This is a genomic window from Shewanella gelidii (assembly GCF_014647855.1).
GTDB lineage: Bacteria > Pseudomonadota > Gammaproteobacteria > Enterobacterales > Shewanellaceae > Shewanella > Shewanella gelidii.
Window position 1 is genome coordinate 220,300 of sequence record NZ_BMPZ01000002.1, and the last position, 17,077, is coordinate 237,376.

Here is a 17,077-nt window from a genome sequence, read left to right on the forward strand (position 1 = left end):
TTCACTCAGCATAGCGTGTTTTATTTGGTGGTGAAACCCAAACAAAGTAACACAATATTATGCTTTAGTTGGTAAGCGAAATTGACTTAGATGAAGTCGCAGTGGTAACTGGGTTTGGAGTTGTACGAGTTTGTAGCTCAAGCGCGCCATATCACGACCTTCTTCAAGCTTTTTCGCTTGTTTTGCACCTAGAGTGTGTAATGACTTATATAGCGCGGAGAGTGAGCTAAAGGTTTTTAAAAGCTGCGCAGCAGATTTTGGACCAATGCCATTGATGCCTGGTATTTTATTGCCGCTATCACCGGCAAGTGCGAGATAATCAATAAACTGGCTACGGTGAACGCTAAGTTTGTTTTCTTGTTCTTCGATTGTGATCGGACATTGATTGAAGTAGTCCCAGCGACTGATGCTAGGATGTAGAAGCTGCGTGAAGCCCTTATCCGTTGAAACGATAACAGCTTCGCCAGCGGTGTTGGCCAATTTGGTCGCCAAAGTCGCAATCACATCGTCCGCTTCCGCCTCTGCTTCAATTGATTTTAAATGATGCTCATCTAAGAGTGCTTTGATTTGGGGTAACGCAGTGCTCAGAGCTTGCGGCATAGGTTTACGCCCCTTTTTGTAATCTTCATACAGCTTCTTACGCCAAGAGACTGCATCGCCATCCCAGACAATGGCTGCGTGGGTCGGTTGATGGAATTTCAATAACTTCTGGCAAGCCGATAATACTCGCGTGTCGAGCCCTGTTGTATCTTGTTCATTGGGCTGTGCGGCATGCATACGCCGCACGATGTTGAGCCCATCAATGATTAGGAATTTATTCATTTAATCCGATAACATGGCACATAGGCCGATCCTGGTAGCTTCATTCTTTGTTGTTTAACAAAGGCATCAAGCAAGGTATCCATCATTTGCATCAATTTAGGGTCACCTGTTAATTCAAATGGTCCTTTGTTCTCAATGAGTTTGATGGTTTCCGCTTTTACATTCCCCGCAACTATACCAGAAAAAGCACGACGCAAGTTTGCTGCAAGTAACGCTTTATTATTTTGGAATCTAAGGTCTAGCTGGCTCATCATTTCATGGCTTGGATCGAATGGTAGCTGAAATTCAGGTTCAATTTTTAGTTGCCATTGGTATTGATAAGCATCACCCGTTTTGCGGCGGTAGGTCTTCACTTCCGTGATACCGTGGCGCATTGTCCTTGCGACTTGCTCTGGGTCATTGATAATGATTTGATACTTGCCCTGCGCTTCTTCGCCGAGAGTTGCAGCAATAAACTCATCGATTTTGTAAAAATAGTCAGCGCTTTCTTTTGGCCCGGTTAAGATGAGTGGAAAAGGAATATTTTTATTCTTTTCATGCAGAAGTATGCCCAAAATAAATAGCAACTCTTCGGCTGTACCAGCACCACCTGGGAAAATCACAATCCCATGACCCATCCTCACGAAAGCCTCAAGACGCTTTTCAATATCCGGCATGATGACCAGTTCATTAACAATTTGGTTCGGTGGCTCTGCGGCGATGATACTTGGCTCAGTTAAACCGATGTAGCGCGCATTACTGATGCGCTGCTTAGCATGGCCTATGGTGGCCCCCTTCATTGGTCCTGCCATCGCTCCAGGGCCACAGCCTGTGCAGATATCCAAGTTGCGCAATCCAAGTTGATAGCCAACATCTTTGGTGTATTGGTATTCAATGGCATTAATACTATGGCCGCCCCAGCAGACAACTATATTGGGATCGAGCAAAGGTAAAGCTTGAGCATTTCTTAAAATGTCGAATACGACATTGGTGATGTGATTTGAGTTGGTTAAATTAATATGTTTAATGCTTTCGTATTTATCACTCACATAAATAATATCGCGTAGTACTGCAAATAGATGTTCCTGAATACCTGCAATAATTTCGCCGTCTACAAAGGCTTTTTCAGGGGGATTTTGGAGCTCAATTTTAACGCCGCGCTCTCGCTGTAATATTCGAATATTAAAGTTGCTGAATTGCTCAAATAGGGCCTTGGAGTCATCGCTATGCAGCCCTGAGGCCAGAACCGCTAATGAGCAATTTCTGTAGAGCTGAAAGATTTCACTTTTGGAACTTTGTTTAAGTCGATCAACTTCAAGTTGTGAAAGTTGAACCATACTGCCGCGTGGGGCAATTTTAACGATCATAGACACTCCTATAAGTTGAAACGAGAGTCTGGCTTTTGAATTGACGATGACTGACGTGGAAGGGAAGTCAGTTCACGATATAGAAGGGCCATCGATGGGTGAGTTAATTGAAATTGGTGCGGTGGCCCCGCTAGTGTGATTAATGATTCGAATTCACGGTACTACGTGTCAGTCTCGAATTAAGCATCAATGATGACTCTGTCTCTACTTTGATGTTTCGCTCTGTACAACGCTGCGTCTGCTCTTTCAAATGTTTCTTGAATGAGTTCACTATCTAGAATTTGCGCAGCACCTATAGATACTGTAACTGTAATTCTCTGATTTTTAAACATAAAGGGAATGCTTTTTACTTTCTCTCTTACTCTGTTTAAAAGTTGTGCTGTATCGGCAGCATTGACATCTGGGATTAACATTACAAATTCTTCACCGCCATAACGGGCGATAAATTCAGAATCCCGCAATGAATTTTTTAAAGCCATAGCAATGACTTGCAGGGCTTTATCTCCGGTCGTGTGACCAAAGTTATCATTGATTGATTTAAAATGATCGATGTCAGCGACGGCAACCCAAAGTGGCTGCTTGTGCCGTTGATAATTCCTAAACTCTTGCTCCATTCTTTCTTCTAAAGCGGTTCGGTTTGGCAATTGTGTAAGGTTGTCGAGTAAATTAATTTTTTGTTGCTCAAACAATTTTTCTTTATAGCTGGTTGCTTCGTTACTGAGTTCATTTAGCTCTTTTTGCATTTGTCCCATGGATTTACGCAAAATGGCTTGCTCTCTTTGCTCCAGGGCTTCTTTACGGGCAAGCACCGCCCGAATGGATGCCAAGTGCTCAGTCACTTGCATTTTTAAACTATGAATATCGTGGGTATCCACAATGACTTCACCGACCGTATCAACACGGGTGTTAATTTCATTGTTTAGCTGTGTTTTGAGCTGATGACTTCTTTGGGTTTGATTAAATGAGTCACTCACGACTTCGCGGACCGCACTCAACGCATCATTGAGTGCAAATAAGAACTCTTGCGAAGCACTTTTTTCGCGTGCGATATTATCTAACATGAGGCTCAAAATGTTTTGATAAGCTTCAAGCAAGCCGTCGAGACTGAGTCCTTCCGTAAGTAAAGATTTGATCGCTAGGACTTGTTCTCGCTGATCTTTACGAAATTCAATTTCTGAAATCATTTGCGCCAGTTCATGAGCCATCTGTGTGTGCTTGGGTAAAACTTTTAGCTTTGACTCCGGCCCTATTTTGTTCTGTAAGACGGTTTCATAGAAGCCAATTAACTGTTCAACTTTAGGGATGAACTCCCAGACGGTATGAAAAGGCTTGTTCAGCTCTTTTTTGAAATATGCGATCTCTTTTTTCTGTTTTTCGGGCGCAGAATCTACACGCTGAATTTGGCGAACCAGTTTAGTTAAACTGTTTCGGTTATCTTCAAGTTGCGTTGATACATGATTATATTGGCTTTTCAGGAGCCGTTCTAACTCAATGAGATCGAGCATCGCATCGTCGATGCGTTCAAAGGTGTTAAGATTGTGACGTAACTTTGCCAGTTTATTGTCTAACTCTAGGTTTTGACCTTTACAAGCTAAGCTTAAATTTCCGATAAATTGCAATAAAGTTTGAAGTTTTGCATTGCGATCTTCATCAAGTTCAGCCAACGCCGTCCGCGCAGTTTGGAGCTTCTGCTTTAGTAGACTGATTTGTGAAACCGCCGCGCTTGTATCCTTCATGATGGATGCTTTCCTACTAAACTTTATTGATTGATTAGCCATCACGACAGGCTGTGTTCTGACTTAAAATATATGCCACAGCTAATGGTATCTCAAACTTATTGATGTGCAAATGTTCTTATATAACACTCGGTAGCAATTGCACAAGAATTACGCGTCATCTGAAATCGACGTCCGCTCTCTTTTCACGGATAACCGTGAGTTGCTATTAGGTTTTTCACACTGATAGCGGGCTGTCTCTATCTTTATCGGCAGAGTACTGAAATGATTTAATTTATTTCGAAATTGTGTTTTATTTTTTTATGGTTTTTTTGCCAAACAATCGAGGTTTTATTGCCATTGGTGTCGACTCGAATCAGGCCTCGGATAATCGCTTGCTCAAGGTGAATATAGAGTGGGCGAGAGAAAACTGCAGATGGCGCAAAATCGAGCGTCCGAAATGAAACATAATAACTTTGAGTTTTATCGGCTTTGTTCTGATGAAGGCTACTTGCACCAGCAAGGGCAAGTTGCAACGCTTCTAAATGCAACTCGGGCTCTACTTTGATATCTAGGTTGGTAAAAATAGGAAGCTTCAATAAGCCTAAAGCTACAGGTGTTTGGACTTGTTGAGCAATCAAAACCGCTTGCAGTTTTTCAAGCAGCTTTTCTGTTGGTGATTCGCCATATAAGTTGAGTGCAAATAATCCTGGACGAATGACAAAGCACTTGGCGCTTAATTCTGACTCAATGCTTTGTGCAATATGGCTATTTTTCTCATTACTTGCACTTTGGCCTTCGCAAATATCCAAGTCGAGCAAACTTTCTAGTTGGAAGAGAGCTGTTGCGCTAATACCCTGAGGGTTGTCGAGCGCTGTTAAAAAGGCCAAATAACCCGGATGGCCCGTGCCAGGCTCTAATTGCTGGGTCGCTTTACTCTTATCTAAGTTTTGGCTGGCTTCCCTCGCTCTTTGGTAAAGCTGGAATGTGACCATCGCTAAAATAATGCCAATAATTAAGAGAATGGCAACGGCTGCACTTTTTAGATCTTGCTGCTCTTTTGCTTTATTTAATTTTCCTTTCATCACGTTTAAGTCGAGCTTTAGTTTTTGCTCGGCCAAAATCGAGGGGGAATAGTTACTGGGCGCTTGCGGTTGTTTACCTTGTTGCGAAAGAATCGTGACAATTTGAGTCAAGGGTTCAATCGCATTCTGATGTTCCTGCAGCGCGGTATATGCATCGGCCTTAAACTGTAATGCTTGTACTTGTTCTTCGGCTAGCGACTTTTCTAAGGCAATATCAAGAGCAAGTTGTGCGTGCTGTTTTACCAAATCCCAATTTTGCTCTAGCTTTGCGACTTCAGCGATTAAAAGTTCATTACTGACCAAATAGTGTTTGACGTTACGTTCTTTAAAGATTTTGTTTGCTTTTAATAAGTATTGTAGCGCTGTTGGTATATCGCCAATTTTAGAGTGAGATTCGCCAAGGTTGTGAAAGTTGAGCCCTTGCGCGATAACATTGCCAAGCTTGGCGTCAATTTGTTGTGCATTCAGGTAATAGTCGATGGCTTGCCGCCATAGTCCTTGCTCAGCATGCACCATTGCCAAAACCGTCATTGACTTGGACACATAAGTTTCACTTTCTAAGGTACGAAAACTATCTGCCGCCATTTGTCCGTATTCCATGGCTTCTGGCCACTGAGCAAGATCGCGGTAGACCTGTGCGAGTCGCAATTGTAAATGTGCTTTTTGTTTTGGGTATTGGGTTAAACTTGCCAAGCGAAAGGCTTCACTGAAATGCTGTAACGCTAACGCAAGTTGACCGGTTTTGTTGTAATACTTGCCGAGCTCAGCTTCTGCTGCAGTGATAAGGTAATTGTCGCGAAGTTGGTATGCATAGTCACGATAGGTGGTGAAATGCTTCAGCGCTGGAGCTCGTTGCCGAGTGAGCATGTATAACATACCTAAATGACGGTGAATGGTATGCTTCAGTATCAGTGCTTTGAGTTCATGCTCAGCCTGGATCTGGCCCAGAGCTTGATTGTAATGGGAGATCGCCTTTTCGTAGTTGTTTTCTATTTTGCCAACATACCGGCCATTAAGCATCGCGACTGTTGCCAAATCATAGGTGTTGTTTGCAATGATATTTAGTTGTTGAATCAAATCTTTTGTATTGGCTGTCTTATATTTTCTTCTGACCAGATGATTCATACTTAGGCGTGCTAGAACAAAGAGCTTATGTTGCAATACATCAGGTGCATAGCTTAGCTCATTCGCAATCGTATTAAATTGTTCATGATTTTCAAATGCAATTGGAAAGGAAATGGAGTGGATCATACGGTCGTAAAACGCCACTGGAGACTCTTGAATCGCCACTTCTTCAGCAATTTGATCTTCAGGATTCGCTATGGCATTGGTCATGAAAAAGAGTAATGCCAACAGTGAAATATTAATGTACCTGAACATTTATTCGTCCTTGGATTATAAAGCGACCAATCACTGATATTATTCTGAGCGCAAATCAACTTCGCACGATTGTATCGTTGTTAATATACATGACGCCATCAAATAATAGCAGATATGACAAGGTGTTAAATAACGTTCTCGTTTTGTTTGGTGGACGGGAGTCACAATCGGCTAAGTTATTTGTGATATTACGTGAATAGCTTGGAAGTCTAGTGCTTATCCGGGGGTTTCTAAGAGTAATCGTTTTGTCTTTTTGGCAGTGAGGCGATTGCGTGCCAAGGTACGTTTTAACGACGAAAATGATAGTTTTTAAAGAAGCGGTTTACTCGAGATAGCAAACCGCTTTTATTTTTGACTGCGAATTAGTCGTTGCTCTCAATATCACCAAATACACATACGAGTCCATTGATTAAGGCGATTAACTCGCTACACATCAATGCAAAGTCAGCATCAAGGCGAGCTAAAGGATCCTCGTTACCCACTTCATCGTTAGTTGCTCTAAACTCCTCGGCAAATTTGAGTCTTTTCACCGTCGCATCGGATTGCAAAAGGAGTGCGATGGTTTGTCCAAATTGTGCAGCCAGTTTATGAACCTGTTTTCCGGTTTCGAGGTGAGCCAGTACTTCTTGCTCGGTCAGATCTTGCTGCTTGAATTTAACGATACCGCCTTCATCTGAATCTGCCTTTAGCTCGGCTTCATCTTGCATGTCAAACGGTTGAGTTGCCGCACCAGCGATCAACCATTGTGTTAATGTTGTTTCGATGGGGGTTTGATAGCTCAATGGAATAACAGGAAGGCTGCCAAGCGCTTTACGCAGTAGGGCAAGTAACTCTTCCGATTTTGCCGCACTGGTACTGTCGACCAAAATCATATCAATTTCAGGGATGATGAGCGCTCGAATTTGACTGCGACGTGAAAATGCGCGAGGCAAAAGTGTCGTAGTAATTTCATCTTTAATACTATCTTTTTCTTTTTTGGTGAGTTTGCGATTCTCTTCATCTTCAATTTGCTGAACTTTATCTTCCATTGCTTCTTTGATGACTTGTGCCGGCAGAATTTTCTCTTCTTTGGTGGCACAAATTAGATGGCGATTATCAGCACTATGCACTAAAGACAGGCCAATTTTTCCAAGTGCATTGGAAAAACCAAACTTACTAATATCTTGGCTTGAGCAAGGCGAGAATTGAAACGCTTCGAGTGCAGCTTCAAGGGATTCGGTATCCACAGAGAAAGGTTTGTTGAAACGGTAAATCGTAAGGTTCTTAAACCACATGTTGGCTGCCCTTCAAAATTAAAAACGGCAGTTTACGGTATCCAAGGGCGAAGGTAAACCGCCTGCATTTGAAATCAATGAGTACAATTCATGAAACTGTAACATAGGTTTTTTGCAGGCTGTAATCTTTGATTTAAAAGGTTTTTTGTGTCCAAAAAACGCTTATTCTTCGCGGTAGTGATTGGTTTATGAATGAGTGAAATAATTCTGCAATATTTCCCATGCAAACTTCGCATCGTTCCGAACCAACAACTAAGACGAACAATACGTCGAAAGGATTAAATGATGAATGTTTTTTGCAAGTCTCTACTAGCTTCTGCATTAGCTACAGTTACTCTATCTTCTGCTTATGCTGCTGATCCTATTACAGTTTACGGCAAGCTTAATGTAACAGCACAGTCGAATGATGTCGCTGGTGAGTCAGAAACAACAATTCAAAGCAATGCTTCTCGCCTTGGTGTGAAAGGTGCATTTGACCTCGGTAATGATTTAGAAGCTTTTTACAAAATCGAATATGAAGTTGACACAAGCGATGATGCGAAAGAAAACTTCAAAGCTCGTAGCCAGTATGTTGGTTTAAAAGGTAACTTCGGTGCGGCTTCTGTTGGTCGTCAAGATACAGTGTTGAAGCTGTCTCAAGGTAAAGTTGACCAGTTTGGTGATTTAGCGGGTGACTTAAAAAGCTTATTTAAAGGTGATAACCGCCTTGAGCAAACTTTCACTTACGTGACACCTTCAATGAGTGGCGTGAAGCTTGGTGTAACTTACGCAGCTGAAGCAAATGCAAAGCAATCTGGCGATGCTGGTTATAGTATTGCTGCGATGTACGGCGATAAGAAGCTAAAGAAAACGAGCATTTATGCCGCTGTAGCGATGGATTCTGAAGTTGCTGGTTATGACATTGTTCGTGCAACGGTTCAAGGTAAAGTTGCTGGTGTAAAACTAGGCGGCATGTACCAAACTCAAGAAAAAGTTTCTGGTGGCGACAGCATTAACGGTTTCCTAGTGAGTGCAGCATATAAAATTGACGCTGTCGTTCTTAAAGGCCAATTCCAAGATATGGAAGATAAAGGTGACTCATGGTCAGTTGGTGCTGATTACAAGCTAGGCAAGCCAACGAAATTATTTGCATTCTATACCAGCCGTTCTGAAGAAGGCGCGCAAGACGATGATAAGTTCGTTGGCGTTGGTATCGAACACAAATTCTAAATGACCCGATAGCCATTTAGAATTGAAATAATAAAGGAGGCGTTTTGCCTCCTTTTTCGTACCATTTTGTTGGTAAATTTATTTTCTTGAACGCATCAGTTGATAGCTTGGGTTATCATGATCATAATTCTGTAATAAAAATGTCCAATAATGGTAGTGTTGAATTCATTAACAAGTAACCGCATATGACCGCACGGATAATGATTGTCGAAGATGAGTTAGCAATCCGAGAGATGTTAACTTTTGTACTTGAACAGCACGGGTTTTCAACTTGTGCAGCTGAAGATTTTGACTCAGCGTTGACGCTGCTCAATGAACCGTATCCAGACCTCGTTTTGCTTGACTGGATGTTCCCTGGAGGGAGTGGGATTCAGCTTGCGAAAAGAATGAAACAAGATGAATTTACCCGCCAAATTCCAATCATTATGCTCACAGCACGTGGTGAGGAAGAGGATAAAGTCAAAGGGCTTGAAGTTGGCGCCGATGATTATATGACCAAACCTTTTTCACCCAAAGAGTTAGTTGCTCGAATTAAGGCGGTTATTCGTCGAAGTGCGCCGACACGATTGGAAGAAACAATTGATGTACAAGGGTTAATGTTAGATCCCGTTAGCCATCGAGTCAGTGTGGGTGAGAGTGTTCTTGAAATGGGGCCAACAGAGTTTCGCTTGCTACATTTCTTTATGACACATCCTGAGCGTGTTTACAGTCGCGAACAGTTACTTGATAATGTTTGGGGCACCAATGTTTATGTTGAGGATCGTACTGTGGATGTACATATTCGTCGTTTAAGAAAGGCGGTTGAAGCTACAGGTCATGATCGGCATATTCAAACCGTGCGCGGCGCCGGTTATCGCTTCTCGACACGAGTATAGGTGCTGTTCATCAGCCGCATTCGGTGGCTGATGTTTTTCACACCTTTTTGGATACAAAATGTTTGACTCATATTCTGCGTATAGGCTTTACACGCGACTGTTCCTATATTTGCTCTGTTGTCTAGGGGTTGGCTTTTTAGTCGACGAAGTTGCTTGGACATTATTTTTCGGCTGTATTTTCTTAATTCTTTGGCACTACAGGCAGCTTGCAAGGTTGAATTTTTGGCTGTGGCGAGATAAACGCCTGACGCCACCACAAGGGCAGGGGAGCTGGGAAGGTATTTTTAACGGGATTTATCGCCTGCAAGGTAAAAACCGTAAAAAAGTCGGCCAGCTTGCCCGTCTCTTAGGTCGCTTTCGACAAGGGGCTGAAGCTTTACCTGACGCGGCCGTGGTTCTAGATTCGGAATACAATATTGTCTGGTGTAATCGCCTCGCTCAATTACTTCTTGGTTTAGTTTGGCCGCAGGATAATGGTCAACGTATCGATAACCTGATCCGCCACCCTGATTTTTCTGCGTACCTAAAAGGTGCTGACTATCAAGAGCCTTTAGAGTTAGTTTCGCCGGTATCTGAACTGCACGTATTAGAAATTCGGCTGATGCCCTATGGCGATCGGCAGACCTTGCTCATCGCTCGAGATGTGACGCGAATTCAACAATTGGAAGGGATGCGCAAAGAGTTTGTCGCGAATGTATCCCATGAGCTTAAAACTCCTTTAACTGTGTTGCAGGGTTATCTTGAAATGATGATGAGCATGGAAGAGAAAGATTCTCCCAATGCCAAGCCTCTTTCCCTAATGCAGCAACAGACGTCTCGAATGCAGTCTATGGTTGAGCAATTGCTCGCATTATCGAGGATTGAGGATGCAAGCAATGTAGATCTAGAGAATCAGATCAATATGCGTAACTTGATGGATGTGCTCAAAGAAGAAGCCAAAGCCCTCGCCCTTGATAGGTATCAAGTGTATTTTAGCTGCGAACCGGGTTTGAACGCACATGGCAATGAAATTCAATTGCGTAGTGCGTGTTCAAACTTAATTTCAAATGCAATTCGATATACGGAAGAAGGTGGTACGATTTCAATATCCTGGCGCAGTACGCCGTCAGGTGGTGGTCAATTTAGTGTGAAAGATACAGGTGAAGGAATTGAGCCGCAGCACATTGCACGTTTAACCGAGCGTTTTTATCGAGTCGATAGTGCACGCTCTCGGCAGACTGGCGGCAGTGGCTTAGGTTTGGCAATTGTGAAACATGCGCTTGGTCATCACCATAGTGAACTAAATGTGACCAGTGAGGCGGGAGTCGGCAGTACCTTTAGTTTTATTATTCCGGTGCATTTAATTGACAAGCAAGAAATTGTAGTTGAAGAGTCGCAACTACCCATTATTTGATGGATTGTTGATTTGCCAACACGAAAAGCCAAGCATTAAGCTTGGCTTTTTCATTTTTATTGTGTTTTGTCATCTAGCTGTCATATCGAAGTCATAGAGTTGTCATCATTGCAATTGATACTGGTTGCGTCTTAAGAAAACAAGTTCGCTTAATACTGGAGCAAAAAATGAAATTGAAACAGCTCGTCGGCGCGGTAACTCTATCAGCCGCTGGTGTATTTTCTGCAGCATCTATGGCAGCAATTGATCAGTCACTACCGACATACGAGAAAACAAGTGGCGTTTCTGGAAACCTTTCTTCTGTAGGTTCAGATACGCTTGCTAACATGATGACGCTTTGGGCTGAAGAATTTAAGCACATGTATCCAAACGTTAACATTCAAATTCAGGCGGCAGGTTCTTCAACTGCACCACCAGCATTGACTGAAGGTACTTCACAATTTGGCCCAATGAGCCGTAAGATGAAGCCTAACGAAGTTGAAGCTTTTGAAAAGCATTATGGTTATCAGCCAACCGCAATTCGCGTGGCAATTGATGCATTAGCTGTATTTGTTCATAAAGACAATCCAATCGAAGGTCTAAGCATTGAACAAGTTGACGGTATCTTCTCTTCTACGCATAAGTGTGGTGGTGATGAAGTTCAACGTTGGGGTGATGTTGGTCTCGGTGGTAACTGGTCAGCTAAAGACGTACAACTTTATGGTCGTAACTCTGTATCTGGAACATATGGTTACTTCAAAAAGAAAGCACTTTGTAAAGGTGACTTCAAAGCGAACGTGAATGAGCAACCTGGTTCTGCATCTGTAGTTCAGTCAGTATCACAGTCTTTAAATGCCATTGGTTATTCAGGCATTGGTTATAAGACTGCTGGCGTGAAAGCCGTAGCGATTGCTAAGAAAGGTAAAAAGTACATTGCTGCAACGAATGACAACGCGGCAAACGGTACTTACCCACTTTCTCGTTACCTATATGTATACGTCAACAAGCACCCAAATAAAGACCTAGCACCAATGGACCGCGAGTTCTTACGCTATGTTCTTTCTAAGCAAGGTCAGCAAATCGTTGAAAAAGACGGTTATGTTTCACTACCTCGTAGTGTTGTTGCCAAAGACTTAGGTAAAGCTGGTATCCGCCTTTAAGTCTCAAGTTTAAACTTGATTGAAAAGCCTCCTTATTGGAGGCTTTTTTGTTTCTATCTCTGTCTCCCCTTCAGGCCCCAAGAGCATAAATTAGTACTTGCTTTCGTCCATCTGCTGCTCTGCAGCAAAATTGAGACAAAAAAAAGACCACCAAAAGGTGGTCATAGCAATTACATTCGTAATTCTTAATCCGAGAATAAATTTGCTGTTTTGCGCTAGCGATACTGCAAATTCAAACCCGCAAAGGGATATGATGATGAACAACAATAAATGCGTTACGTATATATAGAGTCGCAATTTCTCAGAAAGTTCATCTTCTTTTGAAAATAGTTTAAATTTTTTATTTGGCGGTTATATTTCCCTGAATTTATCGTGTTTCTTACGACATAAATTTTGGTCATCAAGATTGAGTGAACAAAGATGTTTAGTGTTACTTTGCGATGGTTAACGAGGCCAAATCGGAACAGCATCAGTTGATCATTTCTATCCGTGTGATTTAGAGGCAAAAAAAAGCCACCTGAGAGGTGGCTATGCGAATTACAAAGAGAATTCTTATAAATCGAATGATTTCGTCGTCGAATGCGCTAGCTAAACAGTGACGAGTCATTCCTAAGGGATATGATGATGAACAACAATAAATGCGTTACATGTATATAGAGTCACCTTTTTGGGAAAGGTTCAAAAAAAACTCGAAAAGTTTTAAAAAGATAAAATAATTTTTTCAGCAGTCTAAAACTGCGGTGTATATCGACGCTGTTTTGCGCAGATCATATGGTGCTTTGATTCCCTTTCATGGCACTGAAAATCTTGCTAGAGCCACATCGAACCTGAGTTTTATCGGCGACGAGTCCCATTAAAAAAAGGCAACCTAATGAGGCTGCCTTCGGATCTAATTTAGATCAAGGGGACGCGCTAGCTGTCCCAAGGAGAATGATGAACATGAAAAATGCTTTCGCTGTTCACTTTGTTTGAGTACGACCATACGGTAAAGTTCAAAAAACAACCAAAAATTATGATGTATTTTTTAATAATTAATTTTGTCTTTATAAATTAGCTGGTTGGAAGGCAGTTTTTTATTTGCTCTACCATTTCATTTGGCTTTGTTTTAGGGGCAAATCGTTGAACTTTGCTGCCGTCTGCACTGATCAGGAACTTGGTGAAATTCCATTTGACCGCTTTCGAGCCCAAGAGTCCAGGCGCTGCAGATTTTAAGTGTTGATAGAGTGGTGTTGCTTTGTCGCCATTAACATCGATCTTCGCGAAGAGTGGAAATGTGACCCCAAAATTAAGTTCGCAAAAAGATGCGATAGCAGCCTCATCACCTTTCTCTTGTGCGCCAAATTGGTTACATGGAAAGCCTAAGATCTCTAATCCTTGTGCTTTATAGGTTTGATATAGCTCTTCCAGTTCTTTGTATTGGGGGGTGAAGCCACAAGCGCTTGCAGTATTCACAATCAACAGTGTTTTACCGCGATAGTCAGCTAAAGGTACTTCTTTGCCTGAAATGTCTGTGACAGTTAAGTCGTAAATTGATGAGGTCATAGGATGCTCCTTGCTAGATTTGCAGGCAGTATATCGACAATAAATATTGCGCGCAATATAATTTTTGGCAATGTAAATTCGTCGTAACTTTAATAGCGATGGAAACGGCGTGTAACATGTAGATTTTTATCTTGAGTGGTTACATACGTTTTCAAAAAGAAAAAAGGTCAATTATTTGCATAATTGACCGAAAAACTAGTTGCTACACATCAGTGATTTAATGATCTGCTTTTCTATGAAATTTTGCGACAAACATGCCATCTGTATTTGCTTCAAATGGCCAGATCGTCAATGTATCTGATTGAATTTGAGTAAATGGGTGTTGTAATGGTTGTAGTTCAAATTCGGCATGCTTTTGAAGAAAAGCTTGTACTACATCTTCATTTTCTACCTTCGCTAACGAGCATGTTGCGTAGACCAGTGTCCCGCCGGGTTTGACCGCCCGGCTACTCCGACTGAGAATATCGAGCTGCAAACTCGGTTTTTGTTCGACACAACTTGGCGTATCGACCCAGCGCATATCTGGATTTCGTCGCCAAGTGCCTAAACAACTGCAGGGAGCATCGACTAGGACGCCATCAAATGATGCCGGCTCAACGGGCAGGGCTTCACTTTGCCATGGCTTCGTCATGATGCCGCTGAACTTCGCTCGTTTAGCGCGTTTGGCTAGCTCTTGTAGTGGGCGCGGGCGGATATCGGATGCGACAATACGCCCTGTTGAGTTGGCGTTTTGGCGTAACATCAAGGATTTCAATTGAAGGGATTTCCCTCCGGCTCCTGAGCATGCATCCCACCACTGCTGGTCGGGCTGTGGGGCACAAATTTGCCCAATGACTTGTGAGGCGAGATCCTGAATTTCAAGCTGTCCTTGTTTATATAGTGTCATCGCATCTAAATTGATGCTTTTGGTGCCTAAACTGATCGCATCGGCAAAGTATGGTGTGCTTTCTACGTCAATCTGAGCTTGCGCCAGAGTTGCAAGCGCTTGCTGTCGAGAAACATGTTGTACCCGAGCCCAGATCGGGGGACGGCTCATCATCGACTCAATGAGCGCCTGTTGAGATTCATCTGCTAACTGACAATATTGCCAAAACCAATCGGGTAAGAGTTCGGTTAACCTAAACTCAAAACCTGCAAATTGAGACTGTAACCAAGTCGCTTTTTGTTGCAATTGTCGATTGGGCTCGAGAGGCTCCCAATTTTTTCCAACGCACGCAAGCCAAGCTTGGGTGACCGATTGCCATGGGTGGCTTTCTAATGTGGCCGCGAGTGCGAGATGTTGAAAGTCCACCTGTCTAGCATTAGGCGAAGTTTCAAGTGTCGGTAGTTGTTTTAACCAACCCCACCAACGAAATAAGGCAAAAAAGGTTTCGCGAATAATTTTGCGATCTTTAGAGCCATGCTTCTTATGTTCGCGGAAATAATTTGCGAGCACCTTATCCGCTGGCAAATGCGTGTCGAATACCTCAGCAAAGAGTCCTGCAATCGTATTGCCGTAGCTCATTGCTCTTTTTTGCATCGGGTTGGGATCATTGAGTGCAGATGTTAATGCATGGTAGTTGCGACTCATAGAAGAAGGGGAGGTCATGGTGTACTGCCTGTTGCAAAATGCTCAAAGGAGCTTGCTAGAATAATTGGCGCAAGTGTAGCAGAAAATGAAAAGACTCTACATGCCGTCAATCGGTATGATGCACACCCTTCGAAATCGTTATGGTACCAATTGAGCAATTGGGAGTTAGTAATCCATCTCTAAAGCAAAGCACAGGTATTGCATCAGTTTTTGGATCTCGCCGAATTCATTGGCGCAAAATGCTGCAAAGTTTTGGCTGATCACTGTGTTTTTTGAAATATGTTTAATGGCAATAAAGTCCTTGCGCTTGAGTTCTTCCAGCATTGGATGTGTTCTATCGACCCCCTTTGGTGGGCGAATTAAGCTATCTCCAACCATGGTGAACTGAGCCTGATGTAATTGCTGTAGTGCCTTTTTATAGCCATTGGGATTGTCATCAATGCAATTGCGGATCTTGTTCAGAGCCCCTGAGTCAGGATGCCAAATTCCGCCGCCGATAAAGCATTCTTCATTGGAAAGGTGTACGTATAAACCGGGGGCGTGGACATCTTTACCTTGAAAATGTCGAAACTGAATGCCGACATTGAGTTTATAGGGGGTTTTGTCTTTACTAAAGCGACTGTCTCGTTGGGGCCGCATCAAGCTGCCACCGACTTTTTTAGGAACTGCAGTTAATCGCGGCGATAGGGCGAGAATATGGGGCTGCATATGTTCAATAAATGCTAAGGCTGGGGAGCGTACCGTGTCTTCATATTGTACTTGGTTAGCCTTAAACCACTCCCGATCATTGTTTTGCGCTAATTGCTGCAAGAATTCAAAGCTTTGATTGGTAAACATGATTCATCCATTTGGCACGCAAAGAACGCCAATTTAACAAGAAGCTCAACGATTGCCAATTGTCTTCTTTAGCGTTGTTATGAGTGCTTACTTTTAAACTCGTTGTGCTGGAGAAAATTGCGTGGGTGAGGCGTGTCTGTGCTCAGTATTGCAATGTTCCGAATCTAGAGGTACGAAACACCTCCCCTTTTTTGTGGTCAATGATATAGTGCTGCAATGTTTTATTCGGCATTAGTTAATTGAGAATTCGACAAGGAGAAACAATGAAAATTTGGGTTGATGCAGACGCATGTCCAACTGTGATTAAGGAAACGCTTTTTCGGGCAGCAGACCGAACCCAAGTTGAAGTCACTTTAGTCGCCAATCGAGGGATGCGAGTGCCGCCATCTAAATTCATTAACACTTTGATTGTTTCAGCCGGATTTGATGTTGCAGACGATGAAATTGTCAAGCGCCTGAGCGCTGGAGATTTGGTCATTACGGCGGATATACCGCTTGCAGATGAAGTCATCACCAAGGGTGGGCTCGCTTTAAATCCAAGGGGGGAGCTGTATAGCCAAGAAAACATTAAGGCTAAACTGAATATGCGTGATTTTATGGATACCATGCGAGCAAGTGGCGTACATACAGGTGGCCCAGCCGCGTTGAGTCAAAGTGAACGCCAAGCATTTGCAAATCAACTCGACCGATTACTGGCTAAACACAGGCGTTAGCTTTTATGGGGGCTTCAATTCCGTGAAATCAGAAAGCCTCTCTGGTCGTTACGTAGCGCCCCAGTTATTGCCGACAGCTGCGGCGTTTTTTTGTTGACAGTGGCAGCTGGAACCTTGCTGAAGAAGCTCCCCTTTAAACTCGAATGTTCTCTCTCTATTTTTTCTATGTGAATTTGA

At 42.8% G+C, this 17,077-nt stretch carries 13 protein-coding genes; 5 read left to right on the plus strand and 8 right to left on the minus strand.

The window, feature by feature from the left end:
* Positions 1-57: 57 nt before the first annotated feature.
* The 5 genes from xni to rdgC form a co-directional block, all read right to left on the minus strand.
* Entirely contained in the window at positions 58-822 is a 765-nt protein-coding gene (xni, locus tag IEY18_RS04570) for a flap endonuclease Xni (protein ID WP_188918287.1), read from the minus strand.
* Positions 819-2,168 carry a nucleotide 5'-monophosphate nucleosidase PpnN gene (gene ppnN / locus IEY18_RS04575; RefSeq protein WP_188918289.1) on the minus strand — a complete coding sequence of 450 codons (1,350 nt, stop codon included), beginning with the start codon at positions 2,166-2,168 and terminating at the stop codon, positions 819-821. Before ppnN ends, xni begins: the two co-directional genes overlap by 4 nt.
* Positions 2,169-2,347: 179 nt before the next feature.
* Positions 2,348-3,904, minus strand: a complete 1,557-nt coding sequence (locus tag IEY18_RS04580) for a GGDEF domain-containing protein (protein WP_188918291.1) — start codon at positions 3,902-3,904, stop codon at positions 2,348-2,350.
* 269 nt (positions 3,905-4,173) lie between these two features.
* Positions 4,174-6,348 carry a tetratricopeptide repeat protein gene (locus IEY18_RS04585; RefSeq protein WP_188918293.1) on the minus strand — a complete coding sequence of 725 codons (2,175 nt, stop codon included), beginning with the start codon at positions 6,346-6,348 and terminating at the stop codon, positions 4,174-4,176.
* A 362-nt stretch (positions 6,349-6,710) separates the two neighbouring features.
* Complete coding sequence (gene rdgC / locus IEY18_RS04590) at positions 6,711-7,622, minus strand: recombination-associated protein RdgC (protein WP_188918295.1); 912 nt, start codon at positions 7,620-7,622, stop codon at positions 6,711-6,713.
* A gap of 282 nt (positions 7,623-7,904) precedes the next feature.
* On the opposite strand from rdgC, the gene IEY18_RS04595 reads away from it, so the two are divergent.
* From IEY18_RS04595 to IEY18_RS04610, 4 genes are all read left to right on the plus strand, one after another.
* Positions 7,905-8,831 carry a porin gene (locus IEY18_RS04595; RefSeq protein ID WP_188918297.1) on the plus strand — a complete coding sequence of 309 codons (927 nt, stop codon included), beginning with the start codon at positions 7,905-7,907 and terminating at the stop codon, positions 8,829-8,831.
* A gap of 185 nt (positions 8,832-9,016) precedes the next feature.
* Entirely contained in the window at positions 9,017-9,706 is a 690-nt protein-coding gene (gene phoB, locus IEY18_RS04600; protein ID WP_188918299.1) for a phosphate regulon transcriptional regulator PhoB, read from the plus strand.
* A gap of 58 nt (positions 9,707-9,764) precedes the next feature.
* Positions 9,765-11,099, plus strand: a complete 1,335-nt coding sequence (phoR, locus tag IEY18_RS04605) for a phosphate regulon sensor histidine kinase PhoR (RefSeq protein ID WP_188918301.1) — start codon at positions 9,765-9,767, stop codon at positions 11,097-11,099.
* Between the two features lie 167 nt (positions 11,100-11,266).
* Positions 11,267-12,238 (plus strand): PstS family phosphate ABC transporter substrate-binding protein, encoded by a 972-nt coding sequence (locus IEY18_RS04610; RefSeq protein WP_188918303.1) that lies wholly within the window; start codon positions 11,267-11,269, stop codon positions 12,236-12,238.
* Between the two features lie 1,050 nt (positions 12,239-13,288).
* Here IEY18_RS04610 and IEY18_RS04615 read toward each other — a convergent pair.
* The 3 genes from IEY18_RS04615 to IEY18_RS04625 all read right to left on the minus strand — a co-directional run bounded on the left by IEY18_RS04615 (position 13,289) and on the right by IEY18_RS04625 (position 16,187).
* Positions 13,289-13,780 (minus strand): glutathione peroxidase, encoded by a 492-nt coding sequence (locus IEY18_RS04615; RefSeq protein ID WP_188918305.1) that lies wholly within the window; start codon positions 13,778-13,780, stop codon positions 13,289-13,291.
* Between the two features lie 217 nt (positions 13,781-13,997).
* Positions 13,998-15,368, minus strand: coding sequence for an RsmB/NOP family class I SAM-dependent RNA methyltransferase (locus IEY18_RS04620; RefSeq protein ID WP_188918307.1), 1,371 nt, complete (start codon positions 15,366-15,368; stop codon positions 13,998-14,000).
* A 147-nt stretch (positions 15,369-15,515) separates the two neighbouring features.
* On the minus strand, positions 15,516-16,187 hold the full coding sequence (locus IEY18_RS04625; RefSeq protein ID WP_188918309.1) for a DUF2461 domain-containing protein: 672 nt from the start codon (positions 16,185-16,187) through the stop codon (positions 15,516-15,518).
* A 263-nt stretch (positions 16,188-16,450) separates the two neighbouring features.
* On the opposite strand from IEY18_RS04625, the gene IEY18_RS04630 reads away from it, so the two are divergent.
* Positions 16,451-16,900 (plus strand): YaiI/YqxD family protein, encoded by a 450-nt coding sequence (locus tag IEY18_RS04630; protein WP_188918311.1) that lies wholly within the window; start codon positions 16,451-16,453, stop codon positions 16,898-16,900.
* The last annotated feature ends 177 nt before the right edge of the window (positions 16,901-17,077 follow it).